Annotated in this window: 28 protein-coding genes and 1 tRNA gene; 14 read left to right on the forward strand and 15 right to left on the reverse strand. The window is 48.9% G+C overall.

Features of this window, described 5'->3' with window-relative positions; translation table 11 throughout:
- Nucleotides 1-4 precede the first annotated feature (4 nt).
- Nucleotides 5-811: a DUF8172 family protein gene (locus tag LIW51_RS31280; RefSeq protein ID WP_227379948.1), complete on the reverse strand. Its 807-nt coding sequence runs from the start codon at nt 809-811 to the stop codon at nt 5-7.
- A 67-nt stretch (nt 812-878) separates the two neighbouring features.
- Nucleotides 879-1004 carry a helix-turn-helix domain-containing protein gene (locus LIW51_RS31285; protein ID WP_227379949.1) on the reverse strand — a complete coding sequence of 42 codons (126 nt, stop codon included), beginning with the start codon at nt 1002-1004 and terminating at the stop codon, nt 879-881.
- Between the two features lie 187 nt (nt 1005-1191).
- On the opposite strand from LIW51_RS31285, the gene LIW51_RS31290 reads away from it, so the two are divergent.
- The 4 genes from LIW51_RS31290 (at nt 1192) to LIW51_RS31305 (ending at nt 2360) form a co-directional block, all read left to right on the forward strand.
- Nucleotides 1192-1276, forward strand: a tRNA-Leu gene (locus LIW51_RS31290).
- Between the two features lie 110 nt (nt 1277-1386).
- The gene (locus LIW51_RS31295) at nt 1387-1671 is read left to right on the forward strand and encodes a helix-turn-helix transcriptional regulator (RefSeq protein WP_227379950.1); all 285 of its coding nucleotides are present in this window, start codon (nt 1387-1389) and stop codon (nt 1669-1671) included.
- A gap of 54 nt (nt 1672-1725) precedes the next feature.
- The gene (locus LIW51_RS31300; protein ID WP_227379951.1) at nt 1726-1971 is read left to right on the forward strand and encodes a hypothetical protein; all 246 of its coding nucleotides are present in this window, start codon (nt 1726-1728) and stop codon (nt 1969-1971) included.
- Between the two features lie 215 nt (nt 1972-2186).
- Complete coding sequence (locus tag LIW51_RS31305; RefSeq protein WP_227379952.1) at nt 2187-2360, forward strand: DUF5786 family protein; 174 nt, start codon at nt 2187-2189, stop codon at nt 2358-2360.
- Between the two features lie 394 nt (nt 2361-2754).
- On the opposite strand, the gene LIW51_RS31310 is transcribed toward LIW51_RS31305, so the two are convergent.
- The gene (locus tag LIW51_RS31310) at nt 2755-4071 is read right to left on the reverse strand and encodes a sulfatase-like hydrolase/transferase (RefSeq protein WP_227379953.1); all 1317 of its coding nucleotides are present in this window, start codon (nt 4069-4071) and stop codon (nt 2755-2757) included.
- A gap of 111 nt (nt 4072-4182) precedes the next feature.
- On the reverse strand, nt 4183-4347 hold the full coding sequence (locus tag LIW51_RS31315) for a glycine zipper domain-containing protein (RefSeq protein ID WP_227379954.1): 165 nt from the start codon (nt 4345-4347) through the stop codon (nt 4183-4185).
- 223 nt (nt 4348-4570) lie between these two features.
- On the opposite strand from LIW51_RS31315, the gene LIW51_RS31320 reads away from it, so the two are divergent.
- Both LIW51_RS31320 and LIW51_RS31325 read left to right on the forward strand, forming a co-directional pair.
- Nucleotides 4571-4744, forward strand: a complete 174-nt coding sequence (locus LIW51_RS31320) for a hypothetical protein (RefSeq protein WP_227379955.1) — start codon at nt 4571-4573, stop codon at nt 4742-4744.
- A gap of 110 nt (nt 4745-4854) precedes the next feature.
- Complete coding sequence (locus LIW51_RS31325) at nt 4855-5118, forward strand: hypothetical protein (RefSeq protein WP_227379956.1); 264 nt, start codon at nt 4855-4857, stop codon at nt 5116-5118.
- 237 nt (nt 5119-5355) lie between these two features.
- Here LIW51_RS31325 and LIW51_RS31330 read toward each other — a convergent pair whose 3' ends face one another.
- Nucleotides 5356-5676, reverse strand: coding sequence for a hypothetical protein (locus LIW51_RS31330; protein WP_227379957.1), 321 nt, complete (start codon nt 5674-5676; stop codon nt 5356-5358).
- On the reverse strand, nt 5676-6056 hold the full coding sequence (locus LIW51_RS31335; protein WP_227379958.1) for a MarR family transcriptional regulator: 381 nt from the start codon (nt 6054-6056) through the stop codon (nt 5676-5678). The genes LIW51_RS31330 and LIW51_RS31335 overlap by 1 nt, the downstream gene beginning before the upstream one ends.
- A 71-nt stretch (nt 6057-6127) precedes the next feature.
- On the opposite strand from LIW51_RS31335, the gene LIW51_RS31340 reads away from it, so the two are divergent.
- From LIW51_RS31340 to LIW51_RS31350, 3 genes are all read left to right on the forward strand, one after another.
- Nucleotides 6128-6364 (forward strand): SWIM zinc finger family protein, encoded by a 237-nt coding sequence (locus tag LIW51_RS31340; RefSeq protein ID WP_227379959.1) that lies wholly within the window; start codon nt 6128-6130, stop codon nt 6362-6364.
- A 22-nt stretch (nt 6365-6386) separates the two neighbouring features.
- A complete protein-coding gene (locus LIW51_RS31345) occupies nt 6387-6686 on the forward strand; it encodes a hypothetical protein (protein WP_227379960.1) in 300 nt (99 codons plus the stop codon).
- Between the two features lie 211 nt (nt 6687-6897).
- Nucleotides 6898-7974: a LeuA family protein gene (locus LIW51_RS31350; protein WP_227379961.1), complete on the forward strand. Its 1077-nt coding sequence runs from the start codon at nt 6898-6900 to the stop codon at nt 7972-7974.
- On the opposite strand, the gene LIW51_RS31355 is transcribed toward LIW51_RS31350, so the two are convergent.
- The 6 genes from LIW51_RS31355 to LIW51_RS31380 form a co-directional block, all read right to left on the reverse strand.
- A complete protein-coding gene (locus LIW51_RS31355; RefSeq protein ID WP_227379962.1) occupies nt 7967-9154 on the reverse strand; it encodes a CaiB/BaiF CoA transferase family protein in 1188 nt (395 codons plus the stop codon). The genes LIW51_RS31350 and LIW51_RS31355 overlap by 8 nt on opposite strands.
- On the reverse strand, nt 9151-10293 hold the full coding sequence (locus LIW51_RS31360) for an ABC transporter ATP-binding protein (protein WP_227379963.1): 1143 nt from the start codon (nt 10291-10293) through the stop codon (nt 9151-9153). Before LIW51_RS31360 ends, LIW51_RS31355 begins: the two co-directional genes overlap by 4 nt.
- A 1-nt stretch (nt 10294) precedes the next feature.
- Complete coding sequence (locus LIW51_RS31365; protein ID WP_227379964.1) at nt 10295-11167, reverse strand: carbohydrate ABC transporter permease; 873 nt, start codon at nt 11165-11167, stop codon at nt 10295-10297.
- Nucleotides 11167-12069, reverse strand: coding sequence for a carbohydrate ABC transporter permease (locus tag LIW51_RS31370; RefSeq protein WP_438267482.1), 903 nt, complete (start codon nt 12067-12069; stop codon nt 11167-11169). The genes LIW51_RS31365 and LIW51_RS31370 overlap by 1 nt, the downstream gene beginning before the upstream one ends.
- Before the next feature lie 2 nt (nt 12070-12071).
- Entirely contained in the window at nt 12072-13331 is a 1260-nt protein-coding gene (locus LIW51_RS31375) for an ABC transporter substrate-binding protein (RefSeq protein ID WP_438267483.1), read from the reverse strand.
- A gap of 116 nt (nt 13332-13447) precedes the next feature.
- Nucleotides 13448-14125: a helix-turn-helix domain-containing protein gene (locus LIW51_RS31380; protein WP_227379967.1), complete on the reverse strand. Its 678-nt coding sequence runs from the start codon at nt 14123-14125 to the stop codon at nt 13448-13450.
- Between the two features lie 398 nt (nt 14126-14523).
- On the opposite strand from LIW51_RS31380, the gene LIW51_RS40555 reads away from it, so the two are divergent.
- A complete protein-coding gene (locus LIW51_RS40555) occupies nt 14524-14703 on the forward strand; it encodes a DUF8139 family protein (RefSeq protein ID WP_497007417.1) in 180 nt (59 codons plus the stop codon).
- Between the two features lie 99 nt (nt 14704-14802).
- Nucleotides 14803-15030 (forward strand): hypothetical protein, encoded by a 228-nt coding sequence (locus LIW51_RS31385; RefSeq protein ID WP_227379968.1) that lies wholly within the window; start codon nt 14803-14805, stop codon nt 15028-15030.
- A 104-nt stretch (nt 15031-15134) separates the two neighbouring features.
- On the opposite strand, the gene LIW51_RS31390 is transcribed toward LIW51_RS31385, so the two are convergent.
- Both LIW51_RS31390 and LIW51_RS31395 read right to left on the reverse strand, forming a co-directional pair.
- Nucleotides 15135-15623, reverse strand: coding sequence for a universal stress protein (locus tag LIW51_RS31390; protein ID WP_227379969.1), 489 nt, complete (start codon nt 15621-15623; stop codon nt 15135-15137).
- Nucleotides 15624-16248: 625 nt separating this feature from the next.
- Nucleotides 16249-16503 (reverse strand): MarR family transcriptional regulator, encoded by a 255-nt coding sequence (locus LIW51_RS31395; protein ID WP_227379970.1) that lies wholly within the window; start codon nt 16501-16503, stop codon nt 16249-16251.
- A 168-nt stretch (nt 16504-16671) separates the two neighbouring features.
- On the opposite strand from LIW51_RS31395, the gene LIW51_RS31400 reads away from it, so the two are divergent.
- Entirely contained in the window at nt 16672-16860 is a 189-nt protein-coding gene (locus LIW51_RS31400) for a hypothetical protein (protein WP_227379971.1), read from the forward strand.
- A 24-nt stretch (nt 16861-16884) separates the two neighbouring features.
- On the opposite strand, the gene LIW51_RS31405 is transcribed toward LIW51_RS31400, so the two are convergent.
- A complete protein-coding gene (locus LIW51_RS31405) occupies nt 16885-17205 on the reverse strand; it encodes a hypothetical protein (RefSeq protein ID WP_227379972.1) in 321 nt (106 codons plus the stop codon).
- Between the two features lie 355 nt (nt 17206-17560).
- On the opposite strand from LIW51_RS31405, the gene LIW51_RS31410 reads away from it, so the two are divergent.
- Together LIW51_RS31410 and LIW51_RS31415 are read left to right on the forward strand one after the other, a co-directional pair.
- Nucleotides 17561-18145 carry an alpha/beta fold hydrolase gene (locus LIW51_RS31410; RefSeq protein WP_227379973.1) on the forward strand — a complete coding sequence of 195 codons (585 nt, stop codon included), beginning with the start codon at nt 17561-17563 and terminating at the stop codon, nt 18143-18145.
- 68 nt (nt 18146-18213) lie between these two features.
- Nucleotides 18214-18477, forward strand: coding sequence for a hypothetical protein (locus tag LIW51_RS31415; RefSeq protein WP_227379974.1), 264 nt, complete (start codon nt 18214-18216; stop codon nt 18475-18477).
- Nucleotides 18478-18486 lie beyond the last annotated feature (9 nt).

An 18486-nucleotide genomic window follows, 5' to 3' on the forward strand; every position in this document is an offset into this window, starting at 1 on the left:
TGCGTCACAATCGGCTTGCGAAGACGCGCTTCCCATCATCCCTCTGCGTAAGCAATTCAGATGCCCCTGCTCGTTGGAGATAGTCTGTCGCAAACTCCTCCCAGACGTGTTCATGCTCAACAGCGTAGTACGTCCACGGATCGTCGACATTGGGTGGAAACGTCTCGAACGGGATGACAACATCGTTCTTTCTGCGGACGCCTGTAGCGCCTAGAGTTTGAAGAAACGAAAAGAGGGCTGCTTTCCGACGGACTGTGAGGATCCGCTTTGATTCGCGAATGTACTCATTTGCCCACGTTGCCCAGTCGTCCCCCTGATTCGTTTCTGGAACGTCTGAAAACGTGTGAAACGTCCGAACGTACAATTCGAAAAATGCGATTGACGTTCGATGGTTCGCATTCGGAAGACCGTGAGACCGAATGAGTTCCGAGATAAGACTCCCACCGACAGTTGGGATCAATTGCTTCCATGTTACTGCCTCAATGGCGTCCGCAATCTGGGTCGGTTCGAGCGGCTTGTACCACGCAATCTCTTGTTCGTCGCTGATCTCGTCGAAAAGACTGATGGCAGTATCGACGATATCGCGTGTATCAGTACTATAGTTTGAGAGATCAGCACCTTCGATCGCCTCTTCTTGTGCTTCTGCAAACGTGTAGACACCATATACGTCATCGTCGAGTTCGAGGAGCTGGATAACAGCGGGTTCATCACGACTCCGTAGATCCTCCCGTGCTTCTGATTCAGACGGGTGAACATACGAGAGCAAATAGTAGTTCCCATCGATTCTAAGATGATAAGGAATGAGAGCCATTACCGACCACTACACAGAGAAGAGGCTTAATATCCCGGGGCATTCGTCCCGACTTACAGTAGCAGGCCTATGGTTTCTTCTTGCGAATCTCACCATCGTCCGCAAACCCATTCAAAACCTCATATGCCGTCCGCCGTGGCCAGCCAAGCTCCTCCGCAATCTCGCTCGTCATAGAGGGGTCGAGCGGTTCCATGACCGCAAGCCATCCGCTGGCTTGCACTCTTGAATAAATTCATCTCCTGCTCCTCTCGATCCTTCTTATCATTATCGGGCCTGGTCCGATGAGGTTCTCTTGATACTGCTCCCGGTACAAAGCCATCTCTTAGCGCCCTCCCACAATTAGTAAACCACTTATTCTAAACGGAGTAATCGACCAACAGGCGAGGGTTGCCAAGCCAGGCCAACGGCGGTGGGCTTAAGACCCGCTCGCGTAGGCGTCCATGGGTTCGAATCCCATCCCTCGCATTCCCATTCACACTCAACCCGAACGATATCCGTAGGAGAACAGTTTCACCCCGGCAGACATCTCTGCCAGATCAAAGGTGTCTTGAGTAGCTAGTCACATTTGGTGTCTAATGCAACAACGTGTACAAGCTCCAGAAGACACAGACGATCCACAAACAAAATCACCGACTGACGTGCTTTCCGAGCTCCCACCAAGTGCAAAACTGGTTGCGAAAGTCCTCGAATACAACAACAGTGCGCTCACGCAGGCTGAACTTGCCGATGAAACCTTGCTCCCGCCACGCACGGTTCGCTACGCACTGACTCGACTCGAAGAACATGATCTCGTTGACTCACGCTTCTCATTTGTCGATGCACGAAAACGCTGCTATTCTCTTGCCTTCGACAATCGCTAACTGAGGCACCTATTCCTCCAGAATTCACCAGATAATAATCCGTGGGAGCCAACGATGAATCGGAGCGGCCACGTCAGAGTGGGCGTCCACAAGGACATCTTCGACGACGAGATTGTGGACGAGATGATGGCGGATTCGGTGGGGTCTCACGAGGACTACTTCTATCTGGAGGTCACATTCCCCGAGCGGTTAGGCGGGACTGGAAACGGGTTTGGAACGCCGGGTATCACGAACTGCGTACCGTCTGGCCATCCCGCGCCCGACCCGAAGGGCGGGCGGGTTATCAGGTGGGTCGTCTGAGTCTGAGCCCGGGCGTCAGCAGAGGAGGGGCAAGTGACTCCAAGAAACCTAGGCCGCGCTACGCCGAAGGGTAACTATTGTCGATAACTTAACTGCCCCAACCGTAATCCACTATTGATATCCATAATCCCGTGGTATTGGGCGGGGTAGCTGCCTATTTTCGTGCGATAGCCATTTACTCTTGTAGCACCAATATCTATCACGGAGGTAATTCTATGTCAATGGGCACGTTCGATGCAGAGGAGTACGAACGCCGCGAAAAGAAGATCAGCTCCGTTGACGCTGATTCGGACGATCGACGGACGAACTTCGAAGGCCACGTCGAATACACTGGCGATGACTCGATCGAAGAGCTCCTCGCTCGACTGAAAGAACTGAAGGCAGAGTAGTCTGCAATCTATTTACCACTAATTTACACTGTTTAGACAATACCAGATTGAGTAACACGTCACCTCCCCAGCGGACAGCTCGTTTTTCGGCGGTTGTTTCCATCCGTCTGTGTACTATTTACTTAGGTATCCAGCGAAGCAGTCTGGATGGCTCCGAAGGTACATTCGTGATTTTACACCACCTTTAGCATATTTACTTCCGAGCATTTGTTTAAAGTCACTGGTGGAAGAGGGGGTATCATTTCGCTGATGCTCTTCTTCTCGGCCGACGTTTACTGGATAAGTTGAACCGCCGAGTGTGACCGACTATGACGTTACTGAAGATCCGACTCGTGCGGAGAAATAGGTCGTCTCTATTCTTGGCCACCCTAGCTCATTCGGAAATCTATCTATTTCATGCATATCCTAAATCCCTGAGCTGTTGTTTTACTGCATCAGCTATCTCGATGGTATCATTTGTAGTCTCTCGAACATCCAACGTTTGTCGGCATTCCCCGAGTGATTTTTGTGGGTCAGAAACAGCTGGTGAGCCGACTTCTTCCCACCCATCCCGTGTCTCATAGCCATAATACGAACGAGAAAGCGCAATACCAGTGAGTGGCTTATCAAACGTCTCGATAAGTGAAGTGGGATAGCCAGCCTTCTGCATCATTCGAATCCGCGCGGATCGAAGACCTTCATACTCAACTAATCGTGGTCGGTCTGTAATCTCGCCTAGTAAATTCTGTCCTCGGGACGGAGCATCAACGTCAGTAAGTTCGAGGATTGTTCGATGAACGTCAAGAATGCTCGTTGTCTTGGTACACACTCCTTTGCAGTCAGAACCTGAAATTACAACCGGAATATGAGCTAGCTCTGGATACACTCCATGTAAATGCCGCCAGCTGCCATGCTCACCGAATAATTCACCGTGATCACCAATCGTGATTACATAATCAAAGTCCTGCTTTAACTCGGCAAAGATCTGCTGATATTGATCTGTAAGGTAATGAACTGCTTCGTCATACGCTTTACGAATATGTTCTTGGTCGGGCTCGTCATCCGTGAGCGTAGCGGCTACTTCGTCATAGGACGAATCCTCAATAGTTCCATTTGGTGGTGTATATGGAGCATGAGCTTCCATGAGGTTTGCAAACAAAAATTCGTCATCTCCAAACGCAGTTTTCTGAGTCTTTTCGAGGAATTTTGCTGCACCATCGTCAGTTCGTTTGTCTACTAGATTGTGAGATCGTTTTCTCATGCCTCGCTTGATTGAGTCTCGCATTCGATATTGACCAGCGAACGCCCGTCGTAGAACATCCGTATATCGCTGCAATCCAGTGGAATCCTGATTGATTTCGAGAATTTCTTTCCACCCCTTGAGGCTTTTACTGTTGACGTTTATTCGCCATGTGCCTTCGAACGTGTCGAAACCCCTATCGTACCCGAAAATAGGCGATACCATTAGATTGGCACTAAACGCTCGTGTCGTGTATCCGGCTTGCTGGAGACATTCTGCTAGTGCTGGCTCTGGACAATCGAACCCCTCTGATTTTGCATGGATGCCGATTTCGCTCGCATATTTTCCTGTGAAGAGAGATGCATGCGCGGGTATCGTCCATTTCGCAGTTGACCAGGCATTGTCAAACCGCTTCCCAGGAAGCCAGTCAAATTCTGCATCAAAAGCATCCTTTCGGAGAGTGTCTAATACAATGAGGGCGATGTTAGTCATCACCGTAGTAGAGACCTAGAGTACTGCTAACACTTCCGGTTGCATTTGAAAACGATAATTTGATCCTGAGTTAAGGGTCTTTTTACCGTAGAGTTCGTTCTGTTGTCGTCTTCACCGCCATGCTGTTCCCATTCCAATTCCCAGTACCAGACCAATCGCGACGCCCGTTGCTAAGTTATCCATCGCAACACCGATGGCGACCCCCAGTGCAAGTCCAACTGCAATTCCGGCTCCCATCTCCTTCTCTGAGCCGTTTTCACCGCGATCTGAAGACATAGAGTTTCAATTAGTCATACCCGCTAATAAACCATCTATGTCTACCGACGAGAAGGTTTGCTCAAGATTGTACGTGAAGGTGACGACAATGAGTACGAAACCACCCGTAGCCCGTAAACCTGCCGAGACGGCATAGAACCGCGCCCAGCGGGAACGATTTTCCTTTAGCCTAACTCCGTCTCCTGCTTCTTATTTATGTCGCGCCAAATGGCGCTATCCGATAGTGGCCGCTCAGCGAACGCTGCTCGAGTACGCAGATGCGTCGACCGAGAGTGACGACACACCGACATCTGAGCACGACCTGCTCGACCGCGTGCAATGCCACGCGGCGGACATCGCCGCTGAGCATTCCCCCGATTTGCCGATAGAACCCATTGAGTGGGAAATCTCGTCCTAACGACAGAGATTGGCAGGTGCGACGAAATACGACCCTGTGAACGGCGAGATAAGATCTCGCTCGTATGGGATGCATTCGAGTAACAGGGATGGGAGCAATTCAGTGCGACCGTGCGCCACGAACTCATCCATGCCTGGCAGTACCACGAGTTCGGCGACGCGGATCACGGAGCAACACTCACCCGCTGGACAGACCGCCTCGAGACCTCGAAATACTATAAGAGATTCACCGCACCCAAGTGGTGGCTGGTGTGCGAGGACTATAGCGGTTGGATTGCTCGCTATCGACGCTCGAAAACATTGCGCAACACGGAGCAGTACAGCTGTAGTGAGTGTGGTGGGTCGATTCGTGTCAAGGAGGGCGATAGTCACTGACCGAATTCAGTTTAAGTAGTTCTCGCGATAAAGAATAGATACGAGGAAGATTTTCGCGGTTGACTGCTTTCTACTTGAGCCCTTGCTTTCGCTCTTAGTCCTCGCTTAGAGCCTGAAGTGGTTAGTGGCACATACTAACGTTCTCGCCACTCGAAATCGAGATTATCTTGCATGCTCTCGAGCCAGTCTTGTCCATTCTAACGACGACTGACACTCCACAGAGAGCAGACGGAAATATCACTCGAAAACGTACTGTGTCATCGTTTCGACCGCAGTGTCCACAAACTCCGTTGTAAGTCGAGCAACTGCACGGTCAATATCGATGTCCATGAGCGAAACGACGGCCCACGGGGAGACAAACGACTCTTGAGTCAGTGTGCCCGCCTCGAATGCGTTTGCCAGTGAGAGACCTTCGGGATACTCCTTCGTCGTAATTCCAAGCGCGATGTACTGTTGCCCAGCAAACGGATGATCCTGACCGCTGATAATCAAATACGGCCGTCGTGGTGCATTTCCAAACGGATCCGAAGCAACGACCACGACCCCGCGGTCATACATCACTCCTCCTCCGTCGAAGTGCTCTCTTGTTCCTGCTCGTCAAGATCCGGAAGATCAGCGTCCCAGTCCGGGTTCTGATCATAGTAGTCACCCTCGAATTGCATCGCAACCGTCTCTAATCCGATGAGGCTCGCCGTATGAGCATCGTACGCTTCTGGATTGATTGCCCAATATTCTCCCTTGTGCCTGACGAGTCCTCGGGTTTCAAGTCGACTCAATGTCGTTCCAACACTCCCACGGGGGATATCGAGTTCCTCGGCCAATTCACCGGCTCGAAATCCCAATTCTGGATTGTCAGCGAGAAATTCGAGAATGGACCGTCCATTTGTGTTTTCGTTCGGTAGCTCTGTTGGGTGGTAGCTCTCGAAGTCGACGGGCATGTGTAACAGTATGTAATAGAACGTAATAAGGCTGATGTACTGGATGACACAACCATCTGAGGATCGACGAGGTGGCTAACGAGTTGATGGCCTGCACGTGCCCGCATCACGTTCACCGGAGCGCCTTCTGTAAGCACATGGCTGCGGTCGAAACCGCGACGGACGACGGCACCCTGACGGCGTTCCCATCGGAAGAGGACGAGACGGACGAAGACGACGCTGAATCGGCAGAGTGCGAGTGTGACGGCCTCGATGGCTTCCCGTGCTGGCCGTGCGTTCGGGCGGGTCGCAAAGCACTGCCGAACTAACCCCGTCTCACTCTTTTCATTTATGTCACGCCAACTGCCGCTGTCCGATGTGGCCGCCCAGCGAACGCTCACCGAATGTGCGGATACAGCGACCGAGAGCGAGGACGACGATACACCGATGACCGAGAGCGAGCTGCTCGACCATGCGCAACAGCACGCAGTGGATGTCGCAGCTGAGCATTTCCTTTCCCTGCCGGTTGACGCGATTGAGTGGGACATCTTGAAGCGTGCGAAACGACAAGTAGGGATCACGAAGTACGACCCAGAAACGGAAGAGATTATGATCGTTCTCACGTGGAACGCATTCGAGCAAGAGGGCTAGGAACAGTTCAGTTCGACGGTGCGCCACGAACTCAACCTGCAAGAACCTGTCTACTCTTCGCATTGTAACCAAGTCTCAATGTCTGCGATGATCTGCAAACTATCCAAACTCTCAAAACCGGTTTTGAGAGTTTGGATGGCTGATAGTACCCTCGCTGCTGGAAACATACATTTCTCGGAAAGTCTATACGGTTTCTCCGATATTGTATTCTATGGAACTTTTAGACCTTACACTTCGCGAAGGTGAGCAACGATCCGGCTACTCGTACTCCACTAAGCAAAAAATAACTGTAGCAGAAAACCTCTCAGAATTGGGTATAGAATATATTCAGCTTGGGTTTCCAATCGCTGACTCCCAGACAAAGGAAGTCTGTGATGCCCTGGATATTACGGCGAAAACGACTGGTATTGCGCGTGCGATCCAAAGGGACATAGATGCAGCAATAGATGCAGGGGTTGATGTTATTGACTTGTTCGCTCCAACGAGCGATCTGCAGCGCTCTCATATTCTTGGAGTAGAGAAAGAAGAGCTTCTCTCACGTATCGAAACCTCCCTTGATTATGCTCACGAAACTGGGTGTGAGGTTCATTTCTCTGCGATGGATGGTTTCCGAACTGAGACTGACTTCCTAAATGAAGTTATCGAGCGTGTAAATGCAGACTACATTACAATCGCTGATACCGTTGGATCGCAAACTCCAACGATGGTCGAAAAAACACTCACTGGCCTCACCACTGACTTATCACAGATAGGGATTCATTTTCATAATGACTTAGGCTTAGCGACCGCAAATGCACTTGCAGCGAGCAACTGTGGAGTTGGCAAAATCGATGTATCTGTTGCCGGTGTGGGAGAACGAGCAGGAAATACTGCACTTGAAGAGTTTGTTATCGCTCAGTCTCGAGAAGCCAATTCTACCGAGCTTAGTGTCGATAAAGGTCAGTTGATTCCTGCACTCGAATCGATTCTTGATATCCTTGATGAAGATATTGCACCACAGAAACCGATACTTGGGAAGGGAGTGTTTGAACATGAATCTGGCCTCCATACGGCTGCGATGCTAGATACTCCAGCAACATTCGAACCGTTTGACCCTGCAGATTTTGGGGGACAACGACATTTGCTGTTTGGGTCATCAACGGGGAGAGGGGCAGCGAAGAAATTACTAGAGCGAGCAAATCGCGATCCGATTGACGATCGAATTGAGATCCTTCTTAGCGAACTCGATAGTCAGAACGAGGATCTTCACCTCGAAGAGGCTGTTGCACTCGCGAAGGATATCAGATAATCTGATCTGACGCCAGTTGTTCGATTATTTCTGCTGAATATCCGAATTCAGTGAGAATCGCGACCGTGTTTTCTCCTAGTCGAGGAGGATCTCTAGTCTTCCTCCGTTGAAATCCAGTGCTTTGTGCCGGAAATCGAGGTACTCGAATCGTTGTTTCGTTCCCTTCTACGGCATTGATCTCTGTCAGTGCATCAGTCATGTTCAAATGAGGATCGTCAACAACATCCTGGAGGTTCTGCACTGGTGCCACAGGGACGTTCACATCACGGAGTCGAGAAACAATCTCCTCTCGGTCGAACTGTTGAAATTCGTCCTGAAGCAATGCTACTAGCTCATCGTTATTTTGCCGTCGAGCCTTGATCGAAGCAAATCGTTCATCTTCATCGAATGGAAGGTCGAGTTCCATACAGAGCCATTTCCACTGGCGTTCTGACGACGGTCCCACGAAAATCCATTTCTCATCCTTGGTTTGGAAAACGTCGTACGGAGACCAATTCGGGTGCCCTGCACCGAGAGAATCCGGGATATCATCATAGGCTTGCGTATATGCTAACCAATAGCCCATCAGCGCAACCGAACTTTCAAAAAGGGGAACCGTAATGAGTTGTCCGGAGGTTGTTGTATCTCGCTGTCGAAGTGCACCAAGGATAGAGATTACGCCATACAGCGATGCAGCCATATCAGCAATGCTTGTCCCGGCGCGGACGGGCGGCTCCCCGGGATTGCCTGTTGTACTCATTAAGCCACTCAGCGCCTCTGCAATTGGGTCAAGTGCTGGGTAGTCCTCATACGGTCCCGGATTAAACCCCTTAATCGAACAATAAATCAACTGTTCATTGTGTTCTTTCAAATCGGCATATCCAATGTTAAGTCGATCAGTCGTGCCCGGTCCGAAATTTTCGACGATAACATCTGCCTTCTTAACAAGATCAATAAAAACGGCACGTCCGCGATCGGCCTTCAGATTCAGCGTTAGACTCTTTTTATCGCGGTTGACGTAGTTGAACGAGCTATTTCCAGTTGGACTTGAGTCACGAACAGCGTCGCCTCCATTTGGATTTTCGATTTTGATTACTTCTGCACCAAGATCAGCGAGCGTCAGTGTACAGAAGGGACCTGCAATAATATGGCCTAGCTCAAGCACGGTGATATCAGCAAGTGGCAACTTCTCGGTTGTCATTGTTCTGACCCCCATTGTGCTTGCGATTGATTTTCAGTAAGCTCTTCACCAAACAACTGCGTTCTTCCGTCAGCATCAAAGAAATACAGATGATCTGTTTCGAATGACGCTGTAATCGACTCGCCCGGTGAGAGATCATCAGCGGCATCAGAGACAATATCTAATCGTGTCTCATCGAGTGTTCGAGCATGAACCACCGATTCCGTTCCAAGCGGCTCGACAACCTCAACTGTCGCCTCAACTGAGTGGTCACCAGCTCCAAGCGAGAGATACTGTGGTCTTATTCCGAGCTTGATAACGTCACCACTGGACGCGGAAAGATCCTGGTTTGGTAATGGAATTTCTAGTCTATGACCAGTGACCGTGGGTGTTTCATCGATAATTTCTACCTGGCATTCAAGAATATTCGTCGACGGCGTCCCGATAAATCGAGCAACATATTCGGACTTCGGATAATCAAATAGGGTTTTCGGTGGATCGAACTGCTCAAGGGAACCATCATTCAGTAAGACGACGTTATCGCTCATCGTCATCGCTTCCGTTTGATCGTGCGTGACATAGACAACAGTCGTATCGAGTTCTTGGTGGAGCCTTTGAACTTCGACTCGCAACTCTGCCTTTAGTTTGGCATCAAGATCGCTCATCGGTTCGTCCAAGAGAAGTACGTCGGGGTTCTGGACGAAGGCACTTCCAAGGGCGACACGCTGCTGTTGACCACCAGAGAGCTCAGCTGGCTTTTTATCAAGTTGATCTGTGATTTGCAACGTCCGGGCGGCCTCTTCGATTGACTCGTTGCGGTCGGCTTGTGAAACTCCTGCGATTTTTAATCCATAGCCGATATTCTCACGGACACTCATATGTGGGTAGAGCGCGATACTTTGGAAAACCATCGCAATATTCCGCTCCTGTGGCCTGAGATGGGTTACTTCTTCATCACCGAAGTGAATGTGTCCACTTGTTGGTGTCTCTAACCCTGCAAGCATTCGGAGTGTCGTCGTCTTCCCACACCCAGAGGGCCCAACGATAGTCGTAAAGGATCCTCCCGGGATGTCGAGGGATAGGTTGTCGATTGCTTCGAACTCTTTGCCACCTGATTTGAACACTTTGCGTACATCTGTAAGGTGAATTGATTTTGCCATGTTACTCAAGACCTCCAACGCTGAATCCCTGGAGCAGGTAATTTTGAAGGAACAATGCTATCAGGAAGGGTGGAATGCACATTAGAAACGAGACAGCCATCGTCTCGCTCCAGCCGACAGATACCCGATCAAGGAACAAACTCGCTCCAACCGTAATCGTATACATATTGTCGCTACTCATCACGACTCGAGCCATTGTGAAGTCATTCCACGCGACTGCGAACGAAAAAATCGCAGCTGAAATGTAGCCTGGCCGAGCCACCGGCAAGACAACATCTCGAACCGTACGCCACCGGCTTGCTCCCCGAACCCATGCCGACTCTTCGAGCGAAATCGGAATGGTCTGGAAGTACTGCCACATCAACCAAATCGCGAAGGGCGTTGAAATCGCCGTCAGCGAGAGTGTGAGTGCGAAATAGCTATTCAACAGCCCTGCCGTGTAGAACAGCACGTATAGCGGGATAGCGAGTACGATCGGGCTGAACATATACGAGAAAAGAACCGCACGTGCAGTGAGGCTCTTACCACGGAAATCAAACCGAGTAAGCCCGTATCCGGCTGCAACAGCAATACTCGTCGAAAGGACCGTTGAACTTCCAGTGACGATGATACTGTTCGTCATATACCGAATCGTCTTTGTCGTGGTTAGTAGCTCGTTGAAGTTCTGGAATGACAGTGTCCGTGGAATTAAATTCACTTGTCCTCCAGAGAACACCACTTCTGGTGGCTGAAACGCTAATAAGAGCATGATATATACCGGAATCATGACGAAGATAGAAACGAGAACCGCCGTAGTATAGACCCCGAATCGCTTGAACTGTTGTTGTGTCTTTTGAGAAACGAAGGTTCCCGCGCCTCTTGAGCTGGTAGCCATTATGTACCCACCTCCTCACTCGGATTGAATACCCGAAAGTACACAGTTGCGACAACCGCGAGAAGGAAGAACATTATACCAGCCAGTGCTGTTGCACCACCGAAGTTTACTTCGTTGAAAGCGAGCTGGTAAACTCGGATCGGTAGAGTTGTTGTCGCTTTCAGTGGCCCTCCATTTGTTGAGAGCCAAATAATATCGAACTTGTTGAACATCCAAATCCCACGGACGAGAAGAATAATGAAAATCGCACCTCTCAGATGCGGGAAAGTGATATCACGAAATGCTTGCCACGTAGTGGCACCTTCAACCCGTGCTCGTTCGTACAAGTCAGGATCAATTGCCTGCAGGCGGGCGAGAAGAATGAAAAATGAGAACGAGCCAAATTTCCAGACACTCGTTACAACAACACCTGCCATCGCCCACTTGAGAGACGAGAAAAATCCAATCGGTTCTGCGATGAGACCGGCATCGACGAGAAACTGGTTGAGGATCCCGACATTCGGATCTAAGATAAATTTCCATAGGAAGATCACTACTAACGTTGGAATCAAATATGGAAATATCATCATCGTGCGTAGTACACTTCGGCCTTTTATTCGCTGATTTACAACAAGTGCTAGCCCAAGTCCGACTAAGAGACTAAGAATTGTTGTGGAGAGGGCATAGACAACACTATTCCAAAGAAATGTCCAAAAATCAGGACTCGATAGTAATTCAGTATAGTTAGCGAGTCCAACAAACGTTGCCTCCTGTGTGGGATTGGAAAAGAGACTCATATTGAGTGCGTAGAGAATCGGAAGCACCCAAATAACAGTAAAGAATATCACAAGTGGTAGAAAACAAACTAACAGTAAAAACCGACGTCCATTGAATAACTGTTGAGGCCGAGTTCGTGTTTCCATGCTCATTGATTCTTCAACCCTTGTAGCTTCTTTGCAACCCAATCCACCGTCTGTTCGGGAGACTTTCCACCAACAAGAAGTTGATCAGCCGATTGTCCGAACAACTGTTGACCGTATGCGTCAGCTGCAACGATATTTGGTGCGCCATCTTTTCCAGTCGCTAGGATTGTCGAGAATGAGTCCCAATTCTCTTTCACGAGCTTCATTACTGCCGGATGTTTCTGAATTGTCTTGTTTTGCTTGACTGCCTTGCTATTTAACCCATCTCGAGTAGGAGGGAACTGGAACAGTGGTGCCGAGAGGACAAAATCCATGAACTTATCCGACTTTGAGAAAAAGTCGACAAAGGCTTTTGCGCCCTCCGTAGCATTTCCATCATTCCGAACAACGTGCCCTTCCATATATGCCCACCACTTGTTCTGCTTTTTACCCTGTGGCAGCGGGAATGGTGATGGAGATAGCTTCTCTATTAAATCTGGACGGTTTTCAGCAATAGTTAAGATTGGTAGGCCGCCAACGCTTGCAATTGCTGCTGCATTTTCTTGCTGTAGTGCCTCAATTGCATCTCCCCACTCCCATCCGCTACCATTCGGTGAATATTGACTCATCGTTTTCAGCCACCGGTAAGTTTCGACTGCCTTCTGCCGGTTAGCACCGTCGTCAATGGTGATCTGGATGTTATCGGATGGACCGCTATAGATCTCTACATCATTTTGCCACAGATATTGTGTGATTTGCGTGTCCGCGTTGTTTGTCTGTCCAGATTGAACTACAAACCCTTCGATGTTATTCGATTGAGAAACCTGTTTCGCCTTTTTCTCCCATTTAGACCAGGTTTCGGGATTCGAACTGTAGAGATCGTTCCGGTACCAAAACATCAAAGGCTCGACCATTGTCGGTGCAAAGTACGATTTTCCATCCACGTTTACTGGATCTGGAAGCCCATTATCCTGGACAGCATTCGAAATTGGTGCTAAATCTCCGTTGCGTTGATATCGGTATGCATCGGCAGAAGTATCAAAAATAAGATCTGGCGGGTTGCCGGCAGCCACCATTTTTTGTAATTGTTGATCTGTTGATGTCCCCTTTGATGTGTATGTAACGTTCACCTTGTAGTCATGGTTCTTCTCAAACTCACCAATGATTTCGTTGATGATTTGTTTTGAATCGCCTCGGTCACTAAGATAAGAAATCGTTTTTCCCTTTCCATCACTGTCGTTACCATTTCCTGACAGAATGCTTGAACACCCTGCGAATCCAATAGCACTTCCAGCAGTGGTCAGTTGGAGAAATCCCCGTCTACCAATGTGTCTGTCTGCCATGAGCTATACTAACATATGTGAAGAGAGTCTACTTTTTCCCTACACACGTAGGGGCTTTAAGTACTATTCTCAAGTATGAACTTTCGCTCTGCTGGAGCAGTAGCAGACTGGGTCTTCTGTTCGAGCGCATCGATTAACAGCTTTTTTTCTGCTTTTCGGAGATGCTCCAGGAACGTAGAATGAGCAATATCAAGTTCTGAAGCTAAATCCTGTGCTTCGACTTTTCGAGGCCAATCAAAATATCCTGACGCCAAAGCAAGTTCGATGACTTCAGCTTGTCTAGAAGAAAGCAGTTGTAACTGAGATTCAAATGGAGATAATTTCCCAAGACTTACTGAGCCAATTCCAGAGAGTTCCGCAATTATCCTTTTCAAATCTTCACGGCGAAATACGACGATATCAAAGATCCGCTGACTACCATTAACTTTATCCATTCCATCTAGCATCCCATGATTCTGGCGAATGATTGGAAGAGCTCCACACGACTTTTTCGTTACAAGTAACCGATTTTCATCAAGTGTTTCGACCGATTGAACCTGCTCTGATGCCATTAGCTTATCCCGAAGTAATTCTCGCTTCTCACCGGCTTCAATTACGAAAGTAATGAAGTAGTCATCTCGAACTTCTTCTTGTGTAACATTAAATGGATGATTGCTTAGCGACGTGATTTCGCTTAAAATGCAATCCTTCTGCAAATTGAAATAGATCTTTGCTCTAAACATGCTCTGTGTCAATCACAGTTACGAACTCCAGCAAAATAGCTCTATTTTCCATAATTCTGTGATGTTGATACTTGATTAATAGCGCTCGTTTCAGTGGTTCTCGAATTGCTGCCATTTGCGTATGCAACGGTGATTTTATTCTTGTTCTCACTCTCGTTCTCACCAGTGCAAAAACTGTGTATTCCCAAACTGATTCTATGATTTTCTTGCAAAAACCCTCGCGTAAACCGACTTATTTATCATACTGTAGGTGACGTGGATGTATCTTGACCTATTACTCTCTTCTTGATACAAACAAACTATATGAACGACTTTCTGTCAATAAAGGATGTCACTCTGCCAGCGAACTGACCCAATTAACTGGGCGACGATATCCAGATCTACATATCCAAAACTGATCCCGATAACAAGTGTCTGGAAAAGCAAGCATCATCACGGATGTCCTGCAAGACCACCTCGAAGTCGAGACCGGGCGTGATCGGGACTCCTACAGCTACCGCATCGAAACAGAAGACACGAAATTGATGCCTAGATCCGGCACCGCGACTTGGCACCCGTATCTAGCAACTAATCATCGATACGCCCATTGAAATGAGCATTTCCGAACGCATACCAACGTGGCCGCAAATCCGAGATGCACTCGAAATTAACGAAGTTTGCCTTCTCGTGCATGGCTCACAGGAAGTTTTGTGAACCCGACTAAGGAAGTCATCCAAGAGAGCGATGTCGATGTTGTCCTCGCATTCGGAATCTACGAGGCTACAAACGAATTCGACTATGACGGACGCTATCCGGAGACGATTGCGGTCGGTGGCATCACTCGAGAGTTAGATCTCATCATCGGTGGTCCTGAGAGCGATTACGATGATCGTGAAAGCGAATTGCTCTATGCACGTCCCAACGAGGAATACGAATGACTGCTATTCTGACCGAATCCATATCACCCGACGCGCCTCTGATTTCTTGTTGCGAATCTCTCCCCCTCTCCTTACGCTCTCTTATTACCAGTCATAGATCCTGGTTATTTGATATACCGTTGTTGTTCTTCCGGGATTTCATCTTCTAGTTTTTTTACATCCTCCGTTTTCATATGAACCGTAAGCACAGGGATTCTGGCATTACAAACGACTTCTTCGGCGATACTCCCCAGGATTCGTTTTTTCTCCCCCGTTCGTCCGTGAGTTCCCATCACGATAAGATCAATATCGTTTTGCAGTACATAGTCGAGGATCACCTCGTACGGGATACCGTGTTGGATCACGGTGATGAGCTCGATCTCGGCGTCGTCCGCTCGCTGCTCAAGATAGTCAAGAGCGCCCGCTCCTTCTTGTTCGAGGACTTGGATGACTTGTGTTTGTGTTTTATCAGGGAATCGCATGTATGCTCGCAAGTCGACGACATAGAGAGCATGTATGGTTGCGCCGCTTAGTTTCGCTTGTTGAAAGCATTGTTCTATGGCACTTGCCATCTCGAGACTACCATCAGTCGGGAGGAGAATATTGTCGTACATCTGAATACGACTATCATGGTTTGCCATTCATAAAGATATTCGTGAACTACGATTTCGAGTCTGCTTTCAATTTGTCGCTGTTCTATCAGTACTGGTATGACCGAATGATACCGATTCGATCGCGTCCAATGGTGGTGAGTTGAGTCTCGACAAACATCCTGGATTGAGGAAGGATCGAATACCGACGGAAATTTGCGGTAATCAGGGTGGTACCTCAATATTCGCGAGAACACTACGGGAATCTGATCGTCATAGCCGCCACTCCATCCCAGCAGTGTCTGCAATGGGTCGAATACCGATATTAGCTCATACGGGCATTATCGCGAAATACAACGCCTCTATCCAGCCTTAGATCTGAATTATTAAATTCTTATATATAACTATAAATATAATTATGATTTTAAGTATATTTATGCCAATCTGTTCGTCGAATCACGGCCTTCTTTCGTTCTCAAACGAGTTGATACAGGGAGTCATTGTTAAATGAAATGAGCACTGGCCTCACTCAATGTCCTGACTGTGGATGGACCGGTAAGACAACTGATTGCGTGATCGATGAACTCGAACGACAGTGTCCTGTCTGTCACTACGCATTTCGACGTAATTCGTGAATCAAGAAAGTGATTCACTCGTTCTCTGGAATCCACCAGATGACCACCCGCGGACTCAACTTTCCCCGCTCAACCTCTCCATCCTCATGTAACACCTCAAGCCGTCGATGCGCTGACGGCCGCTCCATCTCAACCGTATCTGCCACCCAGCGAGCGGTCACCGCCGGAAACTCTGACTCCCTGATCGCGGCGAGAATATCGTCGTCAGTCGTTTCCTTTGCGTACTGCCCCCGAGTATCGCGCTTTCTCTCGTCTGTCATCGTACCCATCAGTTCACTATCCACCATCTTAAATCCATACACTACATAGTACGCCGGTGGATTTAATACCATACACTACATAGTGCTTGGTAGGAAAGACGGAGCCATCGGGCGTGTTGAAACGCGCCGGGTGCTTGCAACACCCGGCACCGGTCTTCCGAAACGTGCTAGAAGACCATGAGTACAAACCCGTCCGCAGCCCGTGACGCTGCCGAGACGGCACAGAAACGCGCACAGGCCGAACAATTTTCCTTCGACGTCGATGCCCCCGGACTCCTCGAAGTGACCAATGAGATCCACGAGACGCCTACAGACCACCAGTATACCGTCTCTATCGACAATGTGACAGGTAAAACACCAGATTGATAGCTATTGAGAAATCGGAGCCAATTATTCGTCCTGTTGCCAGTGAGGTGCAGAGTTAAGTCCGGGTAGTGCTGAATTCAGATCCATCTGAGCGGCTCCATAGAACTGTTCTCGCCCTACTGGAGTAGAGATACGCAGAATCACCGTATTACTTGTCGCTTGAAAAATCGACAGTGCCCATCCCTTTTCATGCTTCCATTGGCTGTGGCGTGCTGAATCGTTGTTTTCGACCGTCTGTGAGCCCAGTTCCCAACTCAACCGAGTCAGCTGGGTGAGGTCAAACGGCACGACGTTGGGTAAGGTCACATCATTCGAAAAACCATCCAAAGTGTCATGAGTAGCCATATCATACAACGTGGACTGCATGATCAAAAATTCAGGTGGTTATCGCTCCCTGAAAAATCGTAGTGTAGAATAACCCACCGACAGGAGAGGGTTACTACGCCCGGTCAACCGCGGTGGGCTTAGGACCTGCTCGTGGAGATTGTGACTGCAATGGCCTCGACGGCTTTCCATGTTGGCCATGCGTGAGAGCAGGACGGAAGGAACTGCCGAACTAACCACCGCTTCAGCCCTTTTTATTGCTACTTCGGCGGTTAATACAGAGTGACCAGAATCCCAAGCTGGCAATGATTGGCTAACCGTCACAGAAGAGAGCTAGTCCATATTCGCCGTTCAGCGCATCTATAAGACGATTAGAGTGGAACAGGTTCCCATAGAGAGGAATGCTATGGATCACCAAGTGCTGTTCATTCATGGTGCTGGAGGATACGAAGAAGATGAAAAACTAGCAGTGGATCTACAGGATGTATTGGGGGCTGCATACGAGGTGCAGTATCCACAGATGCCAAATGAAGATAATCTCGAATACGAGGCATGGAAACAGCAGATCGTAACGGAACTTGCTGCATTGGATGATGAGGTGATTCTTCTCGGACACTCTTTGGGCGGTTCGATTCTGTTAAAATGTCTTTCCGAGGAGAAGATAGACGTGCCTATCGCTGGTCTATTCCTTATCGCAGTACCTTTCTGGAATGCCGAAGGGTGGCAAGTCAGCGAGTATGAGTTGGAGGAAAACGTTGCGTCGAATCTCCCAAGTGAACTACCTATGTTTTTTTACCACAGCCGAGACGATGAAATAGTACCGTTTTCCCACCTCGCGCTATACGCGGAAAAACTTCCGCAGGCAACTATTCGCAAGTATGATACTGGTGGACATCAGTTCAACAACGATTTGTCTGACGTTGCTCGGGACATCAAACGACTAGAAAAGAAGAACTCATAGCGAGATAAACACTGGCTCACTCAGACTACGTCGACAGTTGAACCAGAACCGCTAATGTAGTATTATCCATGGCACGCCAATTAACATTCTCGGATAGCACGGACCAGCGAACGCTCACAGAAAGCGCGGATGCTGCGACCGACGACTTTCCGGAGACACCGACAGCCCTCCTCGACCGAGCACAACAGCACGCCACGAACGTCGCCACCGAGCACTTCCCTGACTTGCCGATCGAAGAAATCGACTGGGAGGTCTCACACCGAGCCCAACGACAGGCAGGCGTCACGAAGTACGACTCTACAACAGACGAGATCACGATTGCGCTGACCTGAAGGGCCTAC

The sequence above is a fragment of the Haladaptatus halobius genome (assembly GCF_020618475.1).
Classification (GTDB): domain Archaea; phylum Halobacteriota; class Halobacteria; order Halobacteriales; family Haladaptataceae; genus Haladaptatus; species Haladaptatus halobius.